Here is an 18,849-nt window from a genome sequence, read left to right as displayed (position 1 = left end):
ATGACCGCCGGGGTGCACAGGGTACCTGTTCTTGAAAACTTCGCAGCGGCTAAACACTGAAAAATGTAAATAAATAAGAAGAAATCATCCTGTCTGAGAAGACTTTCAGATGTTTCCCACTAACGCGATCACATTATTCCAGTGAATCAAACTGCCACTACGCGGGCAAAACAGACTCGATCTCCTGCAAACGATGCTCCTCCAGGCGCAGTTGGCGCGGGTGGAATCGCTTCAGGCTGACCCGATGGCCAATGCTGACCAGGGTCACCCCCGGCAACTGGTCGATCAGCACCTGATAAAGCGCAGCCTCGTCGGTCTCGTCCAGCGCGGAGGTGGCCTCGTCGAGGAACAGCCACTGTGGTGCATAAAGCAGCGCGCGGGCGATGGCCAGGCGCTGCTGCTCGCCCGGCGAGAGCACGCGCTGCCAGTGATCAGCCTCTTCCAGGCGGGATACCAAGGAGTCCAGGCGGCACAAGTGCAGCACCTGCTTCAGTCTTTCGAGATCATGCCGGTCGCCCGCCTCGGGATAACACAGCGCTTCGGCCAATGTGCCTATGGGCAGGTACGGTTTCTGCGGCACGAACAGGCTGCGCGCCTCAGGCATCTGCACCACGCCGCTGCCGTAGCGCCACAGGCCGCTCATGGCACGCAGCAGGGTGCTCTTGCCGCCACCGGAGGGGCCGCCGATCAGCACGTGCTCGCCAGTATTGATAGTCAGGCGGGTTGGCTCCAGCAGTTCACGACCACTGCCCAGGCTCAGCGTCAGGTCCTGCAACTGCAGGTTGGTGCCGGTCTTGCGCACATCAATATTGGCCGACTCCTGAGCCGTCTCGGTCATGGCCCCGCGGAAGCTCAGCAGACGGTCACAGGTAGCACGCCAGTTGGCGAGGCTGGCATAAGCGTCGATGAACCAGCTCAGGCCATCCTGCACGTTGCCAAACGCGGAATTGATCTGCATGAGCTCGCCGAGCTGGATCTTGCCGGCAAAATAGCGAGGCGCGGCGACCACCAAGGGGAAGATGATGGCGATCTGCGCATAGCCAGAGCTGAAGAAGGTCAAGCGCTTCTGCACCTTCATCAGCTCCCAGAAATTGCCCCATACATTGCGGAAGCGGGCCATCAATCGCTCATTCTCATTGGCCTCACCGTTATACAGAGCAATGCTCTCGGCGTTCTCGCGCACCCGCACCAGGCCGAAGCGAAGGTCCGCCTCAAAGCGCTGCTGTTGGTTGTTCAACGTGATCAGACGGCGGGCGATCAGATGGGTCAGCCAACTGCCGACCGCGGCGTAGACCAGCGCAGCCCAGAACATGTAGCCGGGAATACTGATGCCGAACACTTCGATGCTGCCGGAGACACCCCATAGGATCACCGAGAAGGACACCAGACTGACCACGTTACGGATCAGACCCAGACCCAGGGTCAGGGTAGTGTCGGTGAAATTGTTGAGGTCTTCGGTCAGGCGCTGGTCAGGGTTGTCCGTATGGCCACGCTGTTCGAGGCGATAGTAGTTCTTGTCCCCGAGCCAGGCGGCGAAGTGTTTCTCCGTCAGCCAGCGGCGCCAGCGGATGGTGAGCATCTGGGTCAGGTAAAGACGGTAGACGGCGATCAGGATGGCCGCTGCGGCAATGCCGCAAAAGTACAGAACCAGGCGAATGAAAGAGTCGACGTCCTTGTTCTGCAGGGCGTTGTAGAAGTCGCGGTACCAGCTGTTAAGCCAGACCGAGACGGCCACACCCACCAGGGAGAGGGCGATCACCACGATCAGCAGCAGCCAGGCCATGCCCTTCTCTTCGCTGCGCCAGTACGGCGCGGTGAGTTGCCAGACTCGGTGGAAGAAGCGGCTGCGAACGGCATCGTTCGCGGCCCGGTACTCGGCGCTGTCGGTCATGGGGTCGGCTCGCACGGCTGGAAATAAAAAGGAGCGCTCATTGGCGCTCCTTTGTCTGATCGATCGCTTAACGCCTCACCGGGCGTTTTTGCAGCTTACGTTGCAATGTACGCCGGTGCATACCCAGCGCTCGGGCGGTCGCTGAGATGTTGCCGTCATGTTCGGCAAGCACGCGCTGAATATGTTCCCACTGCAGGCGATCCACCGACATGGGGTTTTCCGGCACCAGGGTCTCCAGGTCCGCATGCTGCGACAGCAGCGCGGTGAGCACATCGTCTGCGTCGGCCGGTTTGCACAGGTAGTTGGTGGCGCCGCGCTTGATGGCCTCCACCGCGGTGGCGATGCTGGAGTAGCCGGTGAGGATCACCACACGCATCTCGGCGTCGAGCTCGAGCAGCTTGGGCAGCAGGACCAGGCCGGAGTCGCCGTCCATCTTCAGGTCCAGCACGGCGTAGTCGGGCAGATCTTCCTTGGCCATGGCCAGGCCTTCCTCGGCGGAGCCGGCGACCGACACCCGCAACCCGCGACGGGTCATGGCGCGGGCCATGACGCGGGTAAAGGTGGCATCGTCGTCCACCAGCAGCAGGTGGGGCTGCTCTTCGCCTTCGAACAGGATCTCTTCGCTCATGGTACTTCCTCGCGGGCGCGGCGATCAGGCCACGCCATAGCTTCTGGGCAGACGCAACTCGGTCAGAGTGCCGCCATCTTCATGGTTATACAACTTCACCGTTCCACCCGCGCGGGTCACGCTGGCCTGGCTGAGGAACAACCCCAGGCCGAACCCTTTGCCTTTGGTGGTGAAGAACGGCTTGCCGAGTTGTTCGGCAATGGCCAACGGCACGCCTGGGCCCTGGTCGCGGATGCTCAGGCAGATTTCACCGGCATCCCAGTCCAGGCGGATGTCCAGATCGTCCGGACAGGCGTCCGTCGCATTATTGAGCAGGTTCAACAGCGCCTGGCTCAGGTCGGTCGGCGGCGTCATCCGCGGTGCCTTGCCCTTGCCCAGCGTCTGATAGCGATAGCTCGCCTCGGGGCGCATCAGGTGCCAGCGACGCAGTACCGACTCGACCCATTCGTTGGCGCCCTGCTCCTCCACCGCCTGGCGACGGTCCGCCTCGGCGGCGCGCACCAGGTGCTGAAGCGTGGTCTTGCAGAGCTTGACCTGCTCCTGCAGCAGGGCGAGATCTTCCTGCAACATCGGCTGGTCCGCATTGGTCTGGCGCAATTCCTTGAGCAGTACGCTCATGGTCGCCAGCGGGGTGCCCAGCTCATGGGCGGCTCCGGCGGCCTGAGTAGCGACGGCCAGCAATTGCTGGTCGCGCATGCCCTCCTCGCGACGCTGGGCCTGCAACTGTTCCTGCCGGCGCAGCGACTCGGACATGCGGGCGACGAAGAAGGTGATCAGCGCGGCGGCGAGGGCGAAGCTCAGCCACATGCCGTAGATCAGCAGGTTGTCGCGCTGCCCGGCAGCCATCTCCAGCGGGTGGAACCACACCAGCAGCACGGTGTAGCTGGCCAGCGCGAGGCCCGCCAGGGCGATGGTGTAGAGCCACGGCAGGGTCGCCGCGGCGATGGTCAGCGGCACCAGGTAATAAGAGACGAAGGGATTGCTCGAACCGCCCGAGTAATAGAGCAGCACGCTGTGGATGACCAGATCGCAGGCCAACTGAACGGCATACTCGAGTTCGGTCACCGGCCATGGACCGCGCAGGCGCAGTGCAGTACCCAGGCAGAGTACGAGGGAGACGCCGAGGGTCACGCCGAGCGCGAGCCAGGGCAGTTGGATCAGCTGGGCCTTGTAGGCAAGCCCGACCGAACCGGCCTGGGCGGCAAGCACGAGAATACGGATGAGCGTCAGATGCAGGAGGTTCTGACGACTGGCGGACAGCTGGAAAACCGGTGGGCGCATGGTGAATTCCGGAATTTGCGCGAGTATAGCCAAGAGCCCCCTCTCCTTTATGCGGCATAGCGCCACAGCATACTCCAGCGCGCCCTGCGCTGGCCGCCCGATGCCGAAACATTTAGTGACACCGGTCAATAACCCGAACTCGACGCCATCGTCGTCAAAGAGTCTGACAGTCCTCGCCAGCGGCTCTACTAAGCTGTGGCCCGGACATTTTTCTGGAGCAAGGAGTCATCCATGTCTGTACTGAAGAAACCCTTCACCGCCATCGCCGCCGCCATCGCTCTGTGCGCCACCAGCCTGGGAGCCCTGGCAGACGAACCTCGCTACAACCAGGTTTCGCTGCGCGCCGAGGTCAGCCAGGAAGTCGCCCACGACCTGATGCACGTGACCCTGTTCACCGAAGGCCAGGCCAACGATCCGACGAAGCTGGCGGCCGAAACCACCACCGCGATGAACGCGGCAGTCGAGCAGGCGCGCAAGGTGAAAGGCGTGACCGTCAGCCTGGGCAGTCGCAACAGCTACCCGGTGTATGACGACAAGGGCCAGAAGATCACCGCCTGGCGCGAGCGCGCAGAATTGCGCCTGGAAAGCACCGACTTCGCCGCCCTCTCCCAGCTCACCGCCGACCTGCTGGGCAAGCTGAAGATGGGCAGCATGAACTTCAGCATCGCCGACGCGACCCGCGCGAAGAACGAGGATGCAATGATGAAAGGCGCCGTGGATGCCTTCAAGGCCCGTGCCCAGGTGCTCACCGATGCCCTCGGCGGCAAGGGCTACAAGCTGGTCAGCCTGAACCTGAACACCTCCGGCGCGCCTCGCCCGATGCCCGTGATGCGCATGGCCGCGATGAAGGCCGACAGCTACGGCGGCGCCCCGGCGCAGGAAATCGAAGCCGGTACCAGCCAGGTCACCGTCAGCGCCGACGGCACGATCGAGGTGCAGATGCCGTAACACCCACGACCTCTTCCTGCGCGGCGCCTTCGGGGACCGGGGCGCCGCCACTCGACTGCACGGTTCCCATTGTCGAAATTGCGACATTCCCTTGCACCCGCGTCACAACTTCTACACTCATCCCCGCCAGCAGCTTGCGCCCGGCATGTGCCGTGCATAGTTTCACGCAACGCAGCTCACGAGGCTGCCCCTCGATGACAACCAGAATAAACAGAGGTCCGTATGCGTAAGAACGCCGTCATCCGCTCCATGATTGCCGCTGGGCTGATCGCCAGCGCCCCGCTCGCCCACGCCGCCAACAACCTGGTCTACTGCTCCGAAGGCAGCCCCGCGGGCTTCGACCCCGGCCAGTACACCACCGGCACCGACTTCGACGCCTCGGCCGAAACGGTCTTCAACCGTCTCACCCAGTTCGAGCGCGGCGGCACCCAGGTCATCCCGGGCCTTGCGGAAAAATGGGACGTATCCGATGACGGCAAGACCTACACCTTCCATCTGCGCTCCGGCGTGAAGTTCCACACCACCGACTACTTCAAGCCAACCCGCGAATTCAACGCCGACGACGTGCTGTTCACCTTCAACCGCATGCTCGACAAGAACCATCCGTTCCGTAAGGCGTACCAGACCGAATTCCCCTACTTCACCGACATGGGCATGGACGCGAATATCGCCAAGGTGGAGAAGGTCGATGACAAGACCGTCAAGTTCAGCCTCAACGAAGTCGACGCCGCGTTCATCCAGAACCTGGCCATGAGCTTCGCCTCGATCCAGTCCGCCGAATACGCCGACCAGTTGCTCAAGCAGGGCAAAGCCGCCGACATCAACCAGAAGCCCATCGGCACCGGCCCGTTCGTGTTCAATCGCTACCAGAAGGACGCGATGATCCGCTTCAAGGCCAACCCGGACTACTGGAACAAGGGTGAGGTGAAGATCGACAACCTGATCTTCGCCATCAACACCGACGCCTCGGTGCGCATGCAGAAGCTCAAGGCCAACGAGTGCCAGGTCACCCTCTTCCCGCGCCCCGCCGACCTGGAGTCGCTGAAGAAGGACCCGAACCTGAACATGCCGTCGCAGCCGGGCTTCAACCTCGGCTACATCGCCTACAACGTCACCCACAAGCCGTTCGACAAGCTCGAAGTGCGCGAAGCGCTGGACATGGCGGTGAACAAGAAGGCCATCATCGACGCCGTCTACCAGGGCGCCGGCCAGCTCGCCGTGAACGGCATGCCGCCGACCCAATGGTCCTACGACGACACCATCAAGGATGCCGGCTACAACCCGGAGAAGGCCAAGGAGCTGCTGAAGAAGGCCGGCGTCGCCGAAGGCACCGAGATCACCCTGTGGGCCATGCCGGTGCAACGCCCGTACAACCCCAACGCCAAGCTGATGGCCGAGATGCTGCAGTCCGACTGGGCCAAGGTCGGCATCAAGGCGAAGATCGTCACCTACGAATGGGGCGAGTACATCAAGCGTGCCAAGGGCGGCGAGCATGACGCCATGCTGATCGGCTGGAGCGGCGACAACGGTGACCCGGACAACTGGCTGGGCACCCTCTACGGCTGCGACGCCGTGGACGGCAACAACTTCTCCAAGTGGTGCGATCCGGCCTACGACAAGCTGATCAAGGATGCCAAGCGCACTCCGGACCAGGCCAAGCGCACCGAGCTGTACAAGCAGGCCCAGCACATCCTCAAGGAGCAGGTGCCGATCACCCCGATCGCCCACTCCACCGTGTACCAGCCGATGCGCAAGACGGTGCAGGACTTCAAGATCAGCCCGTTCGCGCTGAACTCGTTCTACGGCGTCAGCGTAGGCAAGTAAGGCCAGCGGCCGCCGGGCTTCCCGGCGGCCCTTTCTCCCGGCAGCCGCCGTGCGCAAAGCGCTCATCCGCCTGACCCTGGCCAGCCTGCTCGGCTGTGCGCCGGCATTCGGCCAATCGTTGGTGGTCTGCACCGAGGCCAGCCCGGAAGGGTTCGACATCACCCAGTACACCGCCGCCACCACCGCCGACGCTTCCGCCGAGACGGTCTTCGAGCGCCTGGTGCAGTTCGCCCCCGGCAGCACCCGCGTGGTGCCAGCCCTCGCAGAGAGCTGGGAGATCAGCGACGACGGCCTGCAGTACACCTTCGTCCTGCGTCAGGGTGTGAAATTCCACAGCACCGACTACTTCACCCCGACCCGTGATTTCGACGCCGACGACGTGCTCTGGAGTTTCCAGCGCCAGCTCGACCCGAAGCACCCTTGGAACAAACTGGCGCCACGCGGCTTTCCCTATGCCGAGGCGATGGGTCTTCCCAGCCTGATCAGCGCGGTGGAAAAGCTCGACGACCACCACGTGCGCTTCACTCTCAGGCACCCCGAGGCGCCCTTCCTCGCCGACCTGGCGATGGGCTTCGCCTCCATCTATTCCGCCGAGTACGGTGACCTGCTGCTGGCCGCCGAAAAAGCCGACCAACTGAATAACCTGCCCATCGGCACCGGGCCCTTCATCTTCCAGCGCTACCAGAAGGACGCCCAGGTGCGCTTCCTCGCCAATCCCGACTACTGGGGGGGCAAGCCGAAGATCGACCACCTGCTGCTGGCGATCACTCCTGATCCGAACGTGCGCATCCAGAAGGTCAAGGCCGGCGATTGCCAGATAGCCGTCTACCCCAAGCCCACCGACATCCCTGCGCTGCGCCAGGATCCAAAGCTGACCATCGAGGAACTGGACTCGTTGCTGGTCGCCTATGTCGGCCTCAATACCCGGCACAAGCCGCTGGATGACGTGCGAGTGCGGCAGGCGATCAACCTCGCCTTCGACCGCGAAGCCTACCTGCGGGCGCAGTTCGGCGAAGGCGCCGCGACGCTGGCTGTAGCGCCCTATCCGCCGACATTGTGGGGTTCCGATCCACAACTCAAGGTCTGGCCCCACGACCCGGCGCGGGCGAAACAATTGCTGGCAGAAGCCGGCATCAAGCCCGGCCTGAAACTGTCGATCTGGACCCGCCCCGGCGGCGGTCCGACCAACCCCAATCCCGGCATCGGCGCACAGATGCTGCAGGATGACCTGGGCAAGATCGGCATCCAGGCCGATATCCGCGTGTTCGAATGGGGCGAGTTGATCAAGCGCGCCAAGCAGGGCGAGCACGACCTGATCTTCATGGGCTGGGCGGGCGACAACGGCGATCCGGATAACTTCCTGACGCCGAACCTGTCCTGCGCTGCCGCGAAGAGTGGCGAGAACCAGGCGGGCTGGTGCAATGCGGAGTTCGACGAACTGCTGCGCAAGGCGCGCGCCATCACCGACCAGGAAACCCGTGCCGGGCTATACCGCCAGGCATTGGCGATCTACCAGCGCGAGGCGCCGTGGATCGCCCTGGCGTACCCGAAGCAGTTCGCCGTGGTGCGCCCAAGCGTGACAGGCTTTACCCTGAGCCCGCTGGGTTCGAATAATTTCTCCCGCGTGCAGCTACAGGGCGCGCCGGGACCATAACGACAAGGACCGGACCTCATAAGGGTCGACGTCGACAAGAACGGACCGCCCATGACGCGGCCCAACCGTGACCATCCCATGTGGAGAATTCCCCACAATGCTGTCCTTCATTGCCCGGCGCTTCGGGCTCCTGATCCCGACCTTCTTCGGCGTCACCTTGTTGACCTTCGCGCTGATCCGCCTGATTCCGGGCGACCCCGTGGAAGTGATGATGGGCGAACGCCGCGTCGATCCGCAGATGCATGCCGAGGCCATGCACCGCCTGGGGCTCGACAAGCCCCTCTACCAGCAGTACCTCGACTACATCGGCAACCTCGCCCAGGGCAACCTCGGCGAATCGCTGACCACCCGCGACAGCGTCTGGCACGAATTCCTCACCCTGTTCCCGGCGACCCTCGAACTGTCCCTGGCGGCCCTGCTGTTCGCGGGTGTCTTCGGCCTGCTCGCCGGGGTGATCGCCGCCTTGAAACGAGGCTCGCTGTTCGACCACGGGGTGATGACCATCTCCCTGGCCGGCTACTCGATGCCGATCTTCTGGTGGGGCCTGATCCTCATCATGCTGTTCTCCGTGAGCCTGGGCTGGACGCCGGTTTCCGGGCGCCTGGACCTGCTCTACGACATCGAACCGAAGACCGGCTTCATGCTCATCGACACGTTGCTGTCAGATGAGGAAGGCGCCTTCATGGACGCCGTGCGCCACCTGATCCTGCCGGCCATCGTGCTGGGCACCATCCCGCTGGCGGTGATCGCCCGGATGACCCGCTCCTCGATGCTCGAAGTGCTGCGCGAGGACTACGTACGCACCGCCCGCGCCAAGGGCCTGTCGCCGGCGCGCGTGGTGTTCGTGCACGCCCTGCGCAACGCCATGATTCCGGTCCTCACCGTGTTCGGCCTGCAGGTCGGCACGCTGCTCGCCGGTGCAGTACTGACCGAGACGATCTTCTCCTGGCCCGGCATCGGCAAATGGTTGATCGACGCCATTGGCCGGCGCGACTACCCGGTGGTGCAGAACGGCATCCTGCTGGTGGCGACCCTGGTGATCCTGGTGAACTTCATCGTGGACATCCTCTACGGCCTCGCCAACCCACGCATCCGTCACCAACGCTAACCGGAGCCGACGCCATGACTGCCAACGCCAAAGCTCCCGCCAGCGACCCGAGCCTGGTCTACCCGTCCCCGCTGAAAGAATTCTGGCAAGCCTTCTCGCGCAACAAGGGCGCGGTCGGCGGCCTGCTGTTCATGCTGGTCATCGTGTTCTGCGCGCTGTTCGCGCCCTGGGTCGCGCCCCACGATCCGAGCGAGCAGTTCCGCGACTTCCTGCTCACTCCGCCGCTGTGGCTCGAAGGCGGCAACACGCAGTTCCTGCTGGGCACCGACGAGTTGGGCCGCGACCTGCTCTCGCGGCTGATGCACGGTGCGCGGCTGTCGCTGATGATCGGCCTGACCTCGGTACTGATCTCGATGATCCCCGGCATCTTCCTCGGCCTGCTCGCCGGCTTCTCGCCGACCCGCCTGGGCCCGGTGATCATGCGCCTGATGGACATCATGCTGGCCCTGCCGTCGCTGCTGCTGGCGGTGGCCATCGTCGCCATCCTCGGCCCAGGCCTGATCAACACCGTGATCGCCATCGCCATCGTCTCGCTGCCGGCCTACGTGCGCCTGACCCGCGCCGCCGTAATGGGCGAGCTGAACCGCGACTACGTCACCGCCTCGCGCCTGGCCGGCGCCGGCACCCTGCGCCTGATGTTCGTCACCGTGCTGCCCAACTGCATGGCGCCGCTGATTGTGCAGGCCACCCTGAGCTTCTCCTCGGCCATCCTCGACGCTGCGGCCCTGGGCTTCCTCGGCCTCGGCGTGCAACCGCCGACGCCCGAGTGGGGCACCATGCTGGCCTCCGCGCGCGACTACATCGAGCGCGCCTGGTGGGTCGTCTCGCTGCCCGGCCTGACCATCCTGCTCAGCGTGCTGGCAATCAACCTGATGGGCGACGGCCTGCGCGATGCGCTGGACCCGAAGCTGAAGAACGCGGCGTGAGGAGCAGACAGATGAATACCTTCCCGCTGTCTGTAGGAGCGAGCTTGCTCGCGAACCTGCACTCCTCCGCGTTCCCCGTTCGCGAGCAAGGACTAAGGCGTCCCCCTCGTTCCTACAAAAAGAACAGAAGCCTGATGGAGACCGCCGTATGAGCCTCCTCGACCTGCGCAATCTTTCGGTGCGCTTCGGCGATCGCAACGCCATCCCGGTGGTGGACGGTCTCGACCTCTCGGTGGACAAGGGCGAAGTCCTGGCCATCGTCGGCGAATCCGGCTCCGGCAAGTCGGTGACCATGATGGCCCTGATGGGCCTGATCGACGCCCCCGGCATCATCACCGCCGACACCATGCAGTTCGATGGCACCGACATGCTGCGCCTGAAGGGCCGCGAGCGGCGGCGCATCGTCGGCAAGGACATCGCCATGGTCTTCCAGGACCCGATGACCGCCCTCAACCCCAGCTTCACCGTCGGCTACCAGATCGAGGAAGTGCTCAAGCTGCACCTCGGCCTGCGCGGCAAGGCCCTGCGCCAGCGCGCCCTGGAACTGCTCGAACGGGTGGAAATCCCCGGCGCCGCGCAGCGCCTGGACGCCTACCCGCACCAGCTGTCCGGCGGCATGAGCCAGCGCGTCGCGATCGCCATGGCGATTGCCGGCGAGCCCAAGCTGCTGATTGCCGACGAGCCCACCACCGCGCTGGACGTGACCATCCAGGCGCAGATCATGGAGCTGCTGCTGAACCTGCAGCGCGACCAGGGCATGGCACTGATCCTGATCACCCACGACCTCGCCGTGGTCGCCGAGACCGCCCAGCGCGTCTGCGTGATGTACGCCGGGCAAGCCGTGGAGATCGGCCAGGTGCCGGCGCTGTTCGACCTGCCGACCCACCCGTACACCGAGGCGCTGCTCAAGGCGATCCCCGAGCACAGTGCCGGCGAGGAACGCCTGGCCACCCTGCCCGGCATCGTCCCCGGCAAGTACGACCGTCCGCAGGGTTGCCTGCTGTCACCGCGCTGCCCCTACGTGCAGGACAACTGCCGCAGCGTGCGTCCGGCCCTGGAAGCCCATGAGCGCGGCGCGGTGCGCTGCTTCTACCCGCTCAACCTGAACACCGAGGTGGCCCGATGAGCGCCGTCCTGACCGCCCGCGACCTGACCCGTCACTACGAAATCTCCCAGGGCCTGTTCAAGCCGCACGCCCTGGTCCGCGCGCTCAACGGCGTGTCCTTCGACCTGCAGGCCGGCAAGACCCTCGCCGTGGTCGGCGAGTCCGGCTGCGGCAAGTCCACCCTCGCCCGTGCGCTGACACTGATCGAGGAGCCCACCTCCGGCTCGCTGCAGATCGCCGGCCACGAGGTGAAAGGCGCCGACCACGACACCCGCAAGCAACTGCGCCGTGACGTGCAGATGGTCTTCCAGAACCCCTACGCCTCGCTCAACCCGCGGCAGAAGATCGGCGACCAACTGGCCGAACCGCTGGTCATCAACACCAGCCTCTCCCGCGTCGAACGCCGCGAACGGGTGCAGGCGATGATGAAGCAGGTCGGCCTGCGCCCTGAGCATTACCAGCGCTACCCGCACATGTTCTCCGGCGGCCAGCGCCAGCGCATTGCCCTGGCCCGCGCGATGATGCTGCGGCCCAAGGTGCTGGTGGCGGACGAGCCGACCTCGGCGCTCGACGTGTCGATCCAGGCCCAGGTGCTCAACCTGTTCATGGACCTGCAGCAGGAGTTCGGCACCGCCTACGTGTTCATCTCCCACAACCTCGCCGTGGTCCGCCACGTGGCCGACGACGTGCTGGTGATGTACCTCGGCCGCCCGGCGGAGATGGGCCCGGCGGACAAGCTCTACGAGCGCCCGCTGCACCCCTATACCCAGGCCCTGCTTTCGGCGACCCCGGCGATCCACCCCGATCCGGACAAGCCCAAGATCAAGATCCAGGGCGAACTCCCCAACCCGCTCAACCCGCCCACTGGCTGCGCCTTCCACAAGCGCTGCCCGTATGCGACCGAGCGCTGCAAGGCCGAAGTCCCGGAGCTGCGCCTGCTCGATGAGCGCCAGGTGGCTTGCCACCATGCGGAGCAGTTCCTGAACTGAACCGAAACGGGCCGGTCATAGGCCGGCCCCTCTTTCGGAAACAGCTGCGTCCTACAACGCAGCCGGAGCAGGCCTATCGCCTGAGCCAGACAATCCCGCCAGGGTGGCACCCCGCCACCGCCTGCACGCCGTGGCCGTTATCCACAGGGCCACGATCTTCCATGCTGCTGTTCTTCCTCCTGCTCATCCTCGTCACCGCTGTCATCGCCAACGTGCAGCTGCACAAGTGGAAGCGTCAGCGGCGCATGGACGTGCGCGCGGCCGTGAAGTCGCGGAAGAAGCCTGCGCCGAAGAAGAAGGCAGCAGGGGAAGTCGATCTCGACGAGATCGACTGGGACGGTCTCGACCAGGAAGAGCCGGATGTCACGCCAGCGCCTCCGGCGGCAACTCCGCCAGCGCCCCTCAAACCTGTACCGGCAAGAGCTGAGCCACCCGCACTGCCGCCCCCGGCAAAGCCCAAAGCCCAACCCAGGGACGAATACCTGCCGCTGGAGCGTGCGCTGCAGGAACGGATGACCAGCGCACACCGCAACGAAGCCATGGCGCAACTGCGCAAGGCCGATCTGCACGTTCCCGCGCCAGATGCCGGAGAACGGCATGTGGTACTGGACATGGACGATGGCAGTTACGTGCCAGTCGCCACCCACCCGGCGGCGGCGAGCATCGCCCTGGGTTATCTGGCCGAAGGCATGCAGCAACGCAAGGGTGAACAGTTGGTGCGCGAGCTGAGCGGCGGCGACGTTGGCCTGCTGGTAGTCGCGCGCAATCCGCAGAATCCGTCCGTGGCACGGCTGTGGAAAATCCTGCCAGAAGACCTGTAAGAGCGAGCTTGCTCGCGAACAACCCAGGCTTCGAAGCTGCTGGCAAACTGGTTCGCGAGCAAGCTCGCTCCTACGAAAGACTTCAGCCTTACAGATCGCGGATCAGCGCCAGTCGCACACCGAACCCCAGCAGGATGCCGCCGAAGCCCCACTGCTGCATCCGTTGCATCGTCCTGTGCCGCGCCAGCCAGCGGCCCATGCGCTCGCCACTGACCGCATAGAAGCTGTCGAAGCCCAGCCCGACCACTACCAATACGCCGCCCAGTAGTGCGAACTGAAGCGCCAGAGGACCGTTCTGTGGGTGGATGAACTGCGGCAGCAACACCGAACAGAACAGCAGCGCCTTGGGGTTGAGCAGATTGGTCAGCAAGCCCCGGCTGAATGCACGCCGATAGCTGACTGTGGATAACCCGACCGCGCCGGTTGCCTCCGGCAGGCCCACCGGAGCACGCAGCAGTTGCAGACCGATCCACGCCAGGTAGAGGCCGCCACCGATGCGCACCCCATCGAAGGTCCAGGGCGCCGTGCGGAACAGCAGTGCGAGTCCGGTCGCCGCCAACGCCACATGGCAGCCGCGTGCCAGGCCCAACCCGAGCGCAGTTGCCAGCGCCGCGCGGCAACCGTCACGGGCACCGGTGTGCAGCAGGAGAATCATGTCCGGCCCCGGCAGCAGGTAGACCATCGCCAGGGCCAGCAGGAAGACGCCGATATCCACAAGAGCCACTCCGAAGCAGTGATTGCGGATAAGGATTCTATGCCTGAAGGCCCAGGCAGGTGCTTGCGTATTCGACCATCCTGGCGCTAACAATTGGCATATCCTGCCAACCTCAAGCCCATTGAGTAGTCACTCATGCCAATCCAAAAACTGGACGCCTATGACCACCGCATTCTCGCTGCCTTGCAGCGCGACGGCCGCCTGACCAACGTGCAGCTCGCCGAAGAAATCGGCCTGTCGCCCTCCCCTTGCCTGCGGCGCGTCCGCATTCTCGAAGAAGCCGGCATGATTCGTGGCTACCACGCGGAGCTGGGGCGCGACGAAGTCGGCCTGGGGCTGACCGTGTTCGTCGGGGTGAAAGTGGAACGCCACAGCGACACCAGTGCCGCCGCCTTCCGCCAGGCAGTGATCGACCTGCCGGAAGTCATCTCGGTACACCTGGTCAGCGGCGAGTCGGACTTCCTCCTGCAAGTGGTGCTGCCCGACCTGCGCGCCTATGAGCAGTTCCTCACCGGCACCCTGCTCAAGCTGCCGGGCGTCAGCGATATCCGCAGCAACTTCGCCATCCAGACGGTGAAGGAGTCGGCCCCCCTACCGCTGCGGCACCTGCCGAAATAGCGGGATTGCGCGCGGGCGGCTGCGCGCCTATCATTCGCCACCTTCCCATCCACCGACAGCAAAGGAGAGACATCATGCAAGCACTGATCACCCTTTGCAGGTCGCGTCTGGCGTAATCGTTTCCCCGCCGCCCCTTTGGCGGCATCGCATTGCCCGGCTCCGGCCTGCCCCCATCCTCTTTTTTCGTTTCATTCCTCATGGGATTGGACAATGGGCAATTGCATCCAAAATCTGTCCGCCGGCATCACCCTGATTGCCGCGGACGACACCTGGATCGAAGGTAAAGCGATCCAGCAACTTGAAACCACCGCCCGCCTGCCGGGCATGCAACGGGTCGCCGGCATGCCGGACCTGCATCCCGGGCGCGGCTACCCGATCGGCGCGGCGTTCTTCTCCATCGGCCGCCTGTATCCGGCGCTGGTGGGCAACGACATCGGCTGCGGCATGGCGCTGTGGCGCACCGATATCGCCACCGCCAAGCTGAACCTGGACAAGCTGGAGAAGCGCCTGGGCAACCTCGACGGCCCGCTGGACGAAGACTGGAGCGAGCGCATTGCCGGCTTCGCTCTGCCACCCTGCGGCCACGAGCACTCGCTGGGCACCATCGGCGGAGGCAACCACTTCGCCGAGCTGCAGCAGCTCGATCAGCTCTACGACGAAGCCGCCGTGGCAGCCCTCGGTCTCGACCGTCGCCACCTGCTCCTGCTGGTGCACAGCGGCTCGCGCGGCCTGGGCGAAGCCATCCTGCGCGAGCAGGTGGACCGCTTCAGCCACCAGGGCCTGGAGGAAGGCACCGACGACTGTGCGCACTACCTGGCTCGCCACGACGGCGCGCTGCGTTTCGCCGAAGCCAACCGTCAGCTGATCGCCCTGCGCATGCTCGACCGTTTGCGTGCAGACGGCGCGCAGGTGCTGGACGTGAACCACAACCTCGTCAGTCCGGCACAAATCGAAGGTGTCGACGGTTGGCTGCACCGCAAGGGCGCGACGCCGACGGATCGCGGGGTGATGGTCATCCCCGGTTCGCGCGGCGACTACAGCTACCTGGTGGAGCCGGTCGCCGACCCGCGCAGCTTGTTCTCCCTCGCCCACGGCGCGGGGCGCAAGTGGATGCGCAGCGAGTGCAAGGACCGTCTCTCGGCGCGCTATCGCGTCGAGCAACTGGCCCGCACCGCGCTGGGCAGCCGGGTGATCTGCGGTGATCGCGGGCTGATCTACGAGGAGGCGCCGGAAGCCTACAAAGCCATCGACTCGGTAGTCGGTGCACTGCGCGAAGCGGGCCTGCTGCGGGTACTGGCTCGACTCAAGCCGGTGCTGACCTACAAGACCCGCGGGGAGTGCTGCTGATGATCCTGCTGCAACTTTCCGCGGCCCAGGGGCCGGACGAATGCGCACTGGCCGTGGCCAAGGCCCTGCAGCGACTGCTGCGCGAGGCCGAAGCCAGCGGGGTCGAGGCTCGCACGATCGAGGAAGAAGCCGGCCCGCGCCGGGGCACCCTGCTCTCGGTGCTGCTGGCGCTGGACGGCGACTCGGCAGCAACCCTGGCCGAGGAGTGGAGCGGCACCCTGCAATGGGTCTGCGCCAGCCCTTACCGGCCCAACCACGGGCGCAAGAACTGGTACTTCGGCGGCGCACGATTCAACGCGCCACCGGCCAGCCTCGAAGGTGAAGTGCGCTTCGAAACCTTGCGCTCCTCCGGTCCCGGCGGGCAGCACGTCAACACCACCGACTCGGCGGTGCGCGCCACCCATGTTGCCAGCGGCCTGAGCGTGAAGGTCCAGAGCGAGCGCAGTCAGCACGCCAACAAACGTCTGGCGCTGCTGCTGATTGCCCGCAAGCTGGAGGAACGCGCGGAGCAGGCGAGCAGCGAGCTGCGTGCCGAACGCCGGCTGGTGCATCACCACCTGCAACGCGGCAATCCGCGCCGGGTGTTTCGTGGCGAACGCTTCGAAGGCTGAGGTCAGCCGGAGAAGAAGCGCAGGAAGGCGCGCAGGTCCGCCTGCGCCTGTTCCACGCTCGCCGCCACGAAACGCACATCGCTATGCGCCGGGCATTGCGCCAGACGGCCGATGTCCAGCGGGTGCAGCACGCCCAGCAACGGGTAGCCGCCCATGGTCTGGCGGTCGGCCAGCAGGACAATCGGCTGGCCATCCGGCGGTACCTGGATGGCGCCTTCCACGATCCCCAGCGACCATTGCCGGCGAGGCGCGCTCAGTGCCTCGCCGCGCAGTCGCACGCCCATGCGATCGGATTGCGGGCTGATCTGCCAGCGCTGTTCGAAGAAGGCCTGGCGCTGCTCCTCGCTGAAAGCATCCGGGCCGGGCAGCACGCGCAGGATAGGGGGCTCGCAGTAGTCCGGTCGATAAGGCCAGGGCACGCTGGCACCGCGAGTGAAACCTTCGCCGTGGGCTGCGCATTCCAGCAGATCGCCGGCTTGGAGCGGCTGGCCATTGCCGCCAATTCCTCCGAGCTTTTCCCGCGTCTGGGTCGCAATGCTGCCCAGAATCGACTGCGCATGGAAGCCTCCGGCAGTGGCGAGATAGGCCCGTTGACCGGCGCGGGCGAAGCCCAGTTTCAGGCGTTGCCCTACCCTTGCGCGAAAGCGCGACCAACCCGGCAGCGGCTCGCCATCCAGGGTTGCCGGCACGTCGGCACCGGTCAGCGCCAGCCAGGTGTCCGCCTGCACTTCCAGCACCACCCCGCCCAGCGCGATTTCCAGCAACGGCACGCCTGGCATATTGCCGAGCAGTCGATTGGCCCAGGCTGCGGCCTGTTTATCCACAGGGCCGCCGGGCGAAACGCCCAGGTGCTGCCAGCCTTTCCGACCGCCGTCCTGCAGCAGACACAGCGGGCCGCAGGCGATGACTTTCAGGCTCATGGCTCGCCTCCGGCCGCGCGATAAGCCGCCTTATCGAAGGGTACGAAACGCACGCGATCACCCACGGCCAACGGGCAAGGCGGCTGTTGACCGGGATCGAACAGGCGTCGCGCGGTGCGGCCGAGCAGATGCCAGCCACCGGGCGAAGCCTGTGGATAAACCGCCGTCTGCCGCTCGGCAATCGCCAGGCTGCCTGCGGGCACGTGGGTGCGCGGCGTCGCCCGGCGCGGCAAGGCGAGGCGTTCGTCCAGCTCGCCGAGGTAGGCGAAGCCGGGAGAGAAGCCGATGGCGCCGACGCGATAGTCGCGCCCGGCGTGCAGGTCGACCACCTGGGCGGAGGTGAGCCCGCAGAGCCGCGCAACTTCCGCGAGGTCTTCACCGGCATACCACACGGCGATTTCATGCAGGCGCCCGGCGCGGTCGGCGAGGGAGTCATCAGGCCAGCCCGCCAGAGCCGCTCGCACGCGGAGCTGCAATTGAGGCAGGTCGATGCGCAGCAGGTCGTAATGCAGCAGCAAGGTGGTCCAGCCCGGCACGCAATCCGCCAGCGCAACGCCCAGCTCGGCGCGCAAGCGCTCGGCCAAGCGGGCAATGCGCAAGGGCAACCTGTCGTCGGGCTGCTCGGCGAGGGTAATCAGCAGCGCCGTGGCGCCGAAGGCTTCGACGCGGATCATGCCTGGTCCAGCAGGCCACGCAGGCGCCGCAGCACCGCCAGGGATTCGGGATTGTCGCCATGCACACAGAGGCTGTCGGCGCGCAGGCGTAATGGGTTGCCGTCAATGTCAGGGAAGGGTTCCCCACGGGCGATGGCCAGGGCCTGGTCGAGGATGCGCTGCGGCTCGTGGTGCACGGCGTTGGGCAGGCGGCGCGGAGCAAGCTGGCCATCGGGCAGATAGGCACGATCGGCAAAGGCTTCGAACATCAGCGGCACGTCGGCAGCGTCAGCCAGTTGCAGTTCGCGGTTGTTATCAGCCAGGGCCAGCACCATCAGCGGCAGGCGCTTGCGGTAGGCGGCACAGGCATCGAGCACCGCGGCGAGCAGCGCATCGTCACGCACGAGGTCGTTGTACAGCGCGCCATGGGGCTTCACGTAAGCCACCTGAGTACCGGCGGCGCGGCAGAAGGCGTCCAGCGCGCCGATCTGGTAGAGCACCAGGGCGTGGACTTCCTCGGGCGAGCAGCTCATGTGGCGGCGGCCGAAGCCGGCCAGGTCCGGGTAGGCCGGGTGCGCACCGATGCTGACGTCCTGCTCCACCGCCAGACGAACGGTGCGCTGCATGGTCAACGGGTCGCCGGCATGGTAGCCGCAGGCGAGGTTGGCCTGGTCGATCAACGGCATGGCGTGGGTGTCGTCACCCATGCGCCAGGCGCCGAAGCTTTCGCCCATGTCGCAGTTCAGCAGGATTGGCGTGGTGCGCGCTGTCATCGGTCGGTCCTGGGTTCTGTCTCCGACACAGGTTACT

General features: G+C 65.3%; 18 protein-coding genes. 11 read left to right on the top strand and 7 right to left on the bottom strand.

Annotation, left to right across the window (positions count from 1 at the left end):
• Positions 1–157: 157 nt before the first annotated feature.
• From ACKI1H_RS10680 to ACKI1H_RS10670, 3 genes are all read right to left on the bottom strand, one after another.
• A complete protein-coding gene (locus ACKI1H_RS10680; RefSeq protein WP_440468327.1) occupies positions 158–1,891 on the bottom strand; it encodes an ABC transporter ATP-binding protein/permease in 1,734 nt (577 codons plus the stop codon).
• A 67-nt stretch (positions 1,892–1,958) separates the two neighbouring features.
• A complete protein-coding gene (locus ACKI1H_RS10675; RefSeq protein WP_017518181.1) occupies positions 1,959–2,519 on the bottom strand; it encodes a response regulator transcription factor in 561 nt (186 codons plus the stop codon).
• A 24-nt stretch (positions 2,520–2,543) separates the two neighbouring features.
• Positions 2,544–3,800, bottom strand: a complete 1,257-nt coding sequence (locus tag ACKI1H_RS10670) for an ATP-binding protein (RefSeq protein WP_138521195.1) — start codon at positions 3,798–3,800, stop codon at positions 2,544–2,546.
• 231 nt (positions 3,801–4,031) lie between these two features.
• Between ACKI1H_RS10670 and ACKI1H_RS10665 the strand changes: the two genes are divergently transcribed.
• The 8 genes from ACKI1H_RS10665 to ACKI1H_RS10630 all read left to right on the top strand — a co-directional run bounded on the left by ACKI1H_RS10665 (position 4,032) and on the right by ACKI1H_RS10630 (position 13,175).
• Positions 4,032–4,748 carry an SIMPL domain-containing protein gene (locus ACKI1H_RS10665; protein WP_440468326.1) on the top strand — a complete coding sequence of 239 codons (717 nt, stop codon included), beginning with the start codon at positions 4,032–4,034 and terminating at the stop codon, positions 4,746–4,748.
• Positions 4,749–4,970: 222 nt separating this feature from the next.
• Positions 4,971–6,572 (top strand): ABC transporter substrate-binding protein, encoded by a 1,602-nt coding sequence (locus ACKI1H_RS10660; RefSeq protein WP_138521191.1) that lies wholly within the window; start codon positions 4,971–4,973, stop codon positions 6,570–6,572.
• A 49-nt stretch (positions 6,573–6,621) separates the two neighbouring features.
• Positions 6,622–8,226, top strand: a complete 1,605-nt coding sequence (locus ACKI1H_RS10655; protein ID WP_440468325.1) for an ABC transporter substrate-binding protein — start codon at positions 6,622–6,624, stop codon at positions 8,224–8,226.
• 97 nt (positions 8,227–8,323) lie between these two features.
• Positions 8,324–9,334 (top strand): ABC transporter permease subunit, encoded by a 1,011-nt coding sequence (locus ACKI1H_RS10650; RefSeq protein ID WP_054906646.1) that lies wholly within the window; start codon positions 8,324–8,326, stop codon positions 9,332–9,334.
• Between the two features lie 14 nt (positions 9,335–9,348).
• Entirely contained in the window at positions 9,349–10,260 is a 912-nt protein-coding gene (locus ACKI1H_RS10645; protein ID WP_138521187.1) for an ABC transporter permease subunit, read from the top strand.
• A 148-nt stretch (positions 10,261–10,408) separates the two neighbouring features.
• A complete protein-coding gene (locus ACKI1H_RS10640; RefSeq protein ID WP_325436245.1) occupies positions 10,409–11,386 on the top strand; it encodes an ABC transporter ATP-binding protein in 978 nt (325 codons plus the stop codon).
• Entirely contained in the window at positions 11,383–12,354 is a 972-nt protein-coding gene (locus ACKI1H_RS10635) for a peptide ABC transporter ATP-binding protein (protein WP_138521183.1), read from the top strand. Before ACKI1H_RS10640 ends, ACKI1H_RS10635 begins: the two co-directional genes overlap by 4 nt.
• A 161-nt stretch (positions 12,355–12,515) precedes the next feature.
• Positions 12,516–13,175, top strand: a complete 660-nt coding sequence (locus ACKI1H_RS10630) for a hypothetical protein (RefSeq protein WP_440468324.1) — start codon at positions 12,516–12,518, stop codon at positions 13,173–13,175.
• Between the two features lie 88 nt (positions 13,176–13,263).
• Here the strand turns inward: ACKI1H_RS10630 and ACKI1H_RS10625 are convergent, their stop codons facing one another.
• Positions 13,264–13,890: a LysE family translocator gene (locus ACKI1H_RS10625; protein ID WP_138521179.1), complete on the bottom strand. Its 627-nt coding sequence runs from the start codon at positions 13,888–13,890 to the stop codon at positions 13,264–13,266.
• A gap of 135 nt (positions 13,891–14,025) precedes the next feature.
• Between ACKI1H_RS10625 and ACKI1H_RS10620 the strand changes: the two genes are divergently transcribed.
• The 3 genes from ACKI1H_RS10620 to prfH all read left to right on the top strand — a co-directional run bounded on the left by ACKI1H_RS10620 (position 14,026) and on the right by prfH (position 16,466).
• Positions 14,026–14,508: an Lrp/AsnC family transcriptional regulator gene (locus ACKI1H_RS10620; protein ID WP_138521177.1), complete on the top strand. Its 483-nt coding sequence runs from the start codon at positions 14,026–14,028 to the stop codon at positions 14,506–14,508.
• Positions 14,509–14,718: 210 nt separating this feature from the next.
• On the top strand, positions 14,719–15,855 hold the full coding sequence (locus ACKI1H_RS10615) for an RNA ligase RtcB family protein (protein ID WP_440468323.1): 1,137 nt from the start codon (positions 14,719–14,721) through the stop codon (positions 15,853–15,855).
• A complete protein-coding gene (gene prfH / locus ACKI1H_RS10610; RefSeq protein ID WP_440468322.1) occupies positions 15,855–16,466 on the top strand; it encodes a peptide chain release factor H in 612 nt (203 codons plus the stop codon). The genes ACKI1H_RS10615 and prfH overlap by 1 nt, the downstream gene beginning before the upstream one ends.
• Before the next feature lie 2 nt (positions 16,467–16,468).
• Here prfH and ACKI1H_RS10605 read toward each other — a convergent pair whose 3' ends face one another.
• From ACKI1H_RS10605 to ACKI1H_RS10595, 3 genes are read right to left on the bottom strand one after another with little or no spacing between them, the layout of a single operon-like run.
• The gene (locus ACKI1H_RS10605) at positions 16,469–17,386 is read right to left on the bottom strand and encodes a biotin-dependent carboxyltransferase family protein (RefSeq protein ID WP_440468321.1); all 918 of its coding nucleotides are present in this window, start codon (positions 17,384–17,386) and stop codon (positions 16,469–16,471) included.
• Positions 17,383–18,060, bottom strand: a complete 678-nt coding sequence (pxpB, locus tag ACKI1H_RS10600) for a 5-oxoprolinase subunit PxpB (RefSeq protein ID WP_440468320.1) — start codon at positions 18,058–18,060, stop codon at positions 17,383–17,385. The genes ACKI1H_RS10605 and pxpB overlap by 4 nt, the downstream gene beginning before the upstream one ends.
• A complete protein-coding gene (locus tag ACKI1H_RS10595) occupies positions 18,057–18,812 on the bottom strand; it encodes a 5-oxoprolinase subunit PxpA (RefSeq protein WP_440468319.1) in 756 nt (251 codons plus the stop codon). Before ACKI1H_RS10595 ends, pxpB begins: the two co-directional genes overlap by 4 nt.
• Between the last annotated feature and the right edge of the window lie 37 nt (positions 18,813–18,849).

This window comes from Pseudomonas sp. YH-1, from assembly GCF_051990045.1.
In the GTDB taxonomy this organism is placed as follows: Bacteria; Pseudomonadota; Gammaproteobacteria; order Pseudomonadales; family Pseudomonadaceae; genus Pseudomonas; species Pseudomonas nicosulfuronedens.
The sequence above is the reverse complement of the archived record's forward strand: the minus strand, read 5'-3'. Positions and strand labels throughout refer to the sequence as shown.

Bases quoted from the DNA above. Each gene is read 5' to 3' on its own strand.
- ACKI1H_RS10680 (WP_440468327.1), bottom strand. From the start codon at position 1,891: ATGACCGACAGCGCCGAGTACCGGGCCGCGAACGATGCCGTTCGCAGC.
- ACKI1H_RS10675 (WP_017518181.1), bottom strand. From the start codon at position 2,519: ATGAGCGAAGAGATCCTGTTCGAAGGCGAAGAGCAGCCCCACCTGCTG.
- ACKI1H_RS10670 (WP_138521195.1), bottom strand. From the start codon at position 3,800: ATGCGCCCACCGGTTTTCCAGCTGTCCGCCAGTCGTCAGAACCTCCTG.
- ACKI1H_RS10665 (WP_440468326.1), top strand. From the start codon at position 4,032: ATGTCTGTACTGAAGAAACCCTTCACCGCCATCGCCGCCGCCATCGCT.
- ACKI1H_RS10660 (WP_138521191.1), top strand. From the start codon at position 4,971: ATGCGTAAGAACGCCGTCATCCGCTCCATGATTGCCGCTGGGCTGATC.
- ACKI1H_RS10650 (WP_054906646.1), top strand. From the start codon at position 8,324: ATGCTGTCCTTCATTGCCCGGCGCTTCGGGCTCCTGATCCCGACCTTC.
- ACKI1H_RS10645 (WP_138521187.1), top strand. From the start codon at position 9,349: ATGACTGCCAACGCCAAAGCTCCCGCCAGCGACCCGAGCCTGGTCTAC.
- ACKI1H_RS10640 (WP_325436245.1), top strand. From the start codon at position 10,409: ATGAGCCTCCTCGACCTGCGCAATCTTTCGGTGCGCTTCGGCGATCGC.
- ACKI1H_RS10635 (WP_138521183.1), top strand. From the start codon at position 11,383: ATGAGCGCCGTCCTGACCGCCCGCGACCTGACCCGTCACTACGAAATC.
- ACKI1H_RS10630 (WP_440468324.1), top strand. From the start codon at position 12,516: ATGCTGCTGTTCTTCCTCCTGCTCATCCTCGTCACCGCTGTCATCGCC.
- ACKI1H_RS10620 (WP_138521177.1), top strand. From the start codon at position 14,026: ATGCCAATCCAAAAACTGGACGCCTATGACCACCGCATTCTCGCTGCC.
- ACKI1H_RS10615 (WP_440468323.1), top strand. From the start codon at position 14,719: ATGGGCAATTGCATCCAAAATCTGTCCGCCGGCATCACCCTGATTGCC.
- prfH (WP_440468322.1), top strand. From the start codon at position 15,855: ATGATCCTGCTGCAACTTTCCGCGGCCCAGGGGCCGGACGAATGCGCA.
- ACKI1H_RS10605 (WP_440468321.1), bottom strand. From the start codon at position 17,386: ATGAGCCTGAAAGTCATCGCCTGCGGCCCGCTGTGTCTGCTGCAGGAC.
- pxpB (WP_440468320.1), bottom strand. From the start codon at position 18,060: ATGATCCGCGTCGAAGCCTTCGGCGCCACGGCGCTGCTGATTACCCTC.
- ACKI1H_RS10595 (WP_440468319.1), bottom strand. From the start codon at position 18,812: ATGACAGCGCGCACCACGCCAATCCTGCTGAACTGCGACATGGGCGAA.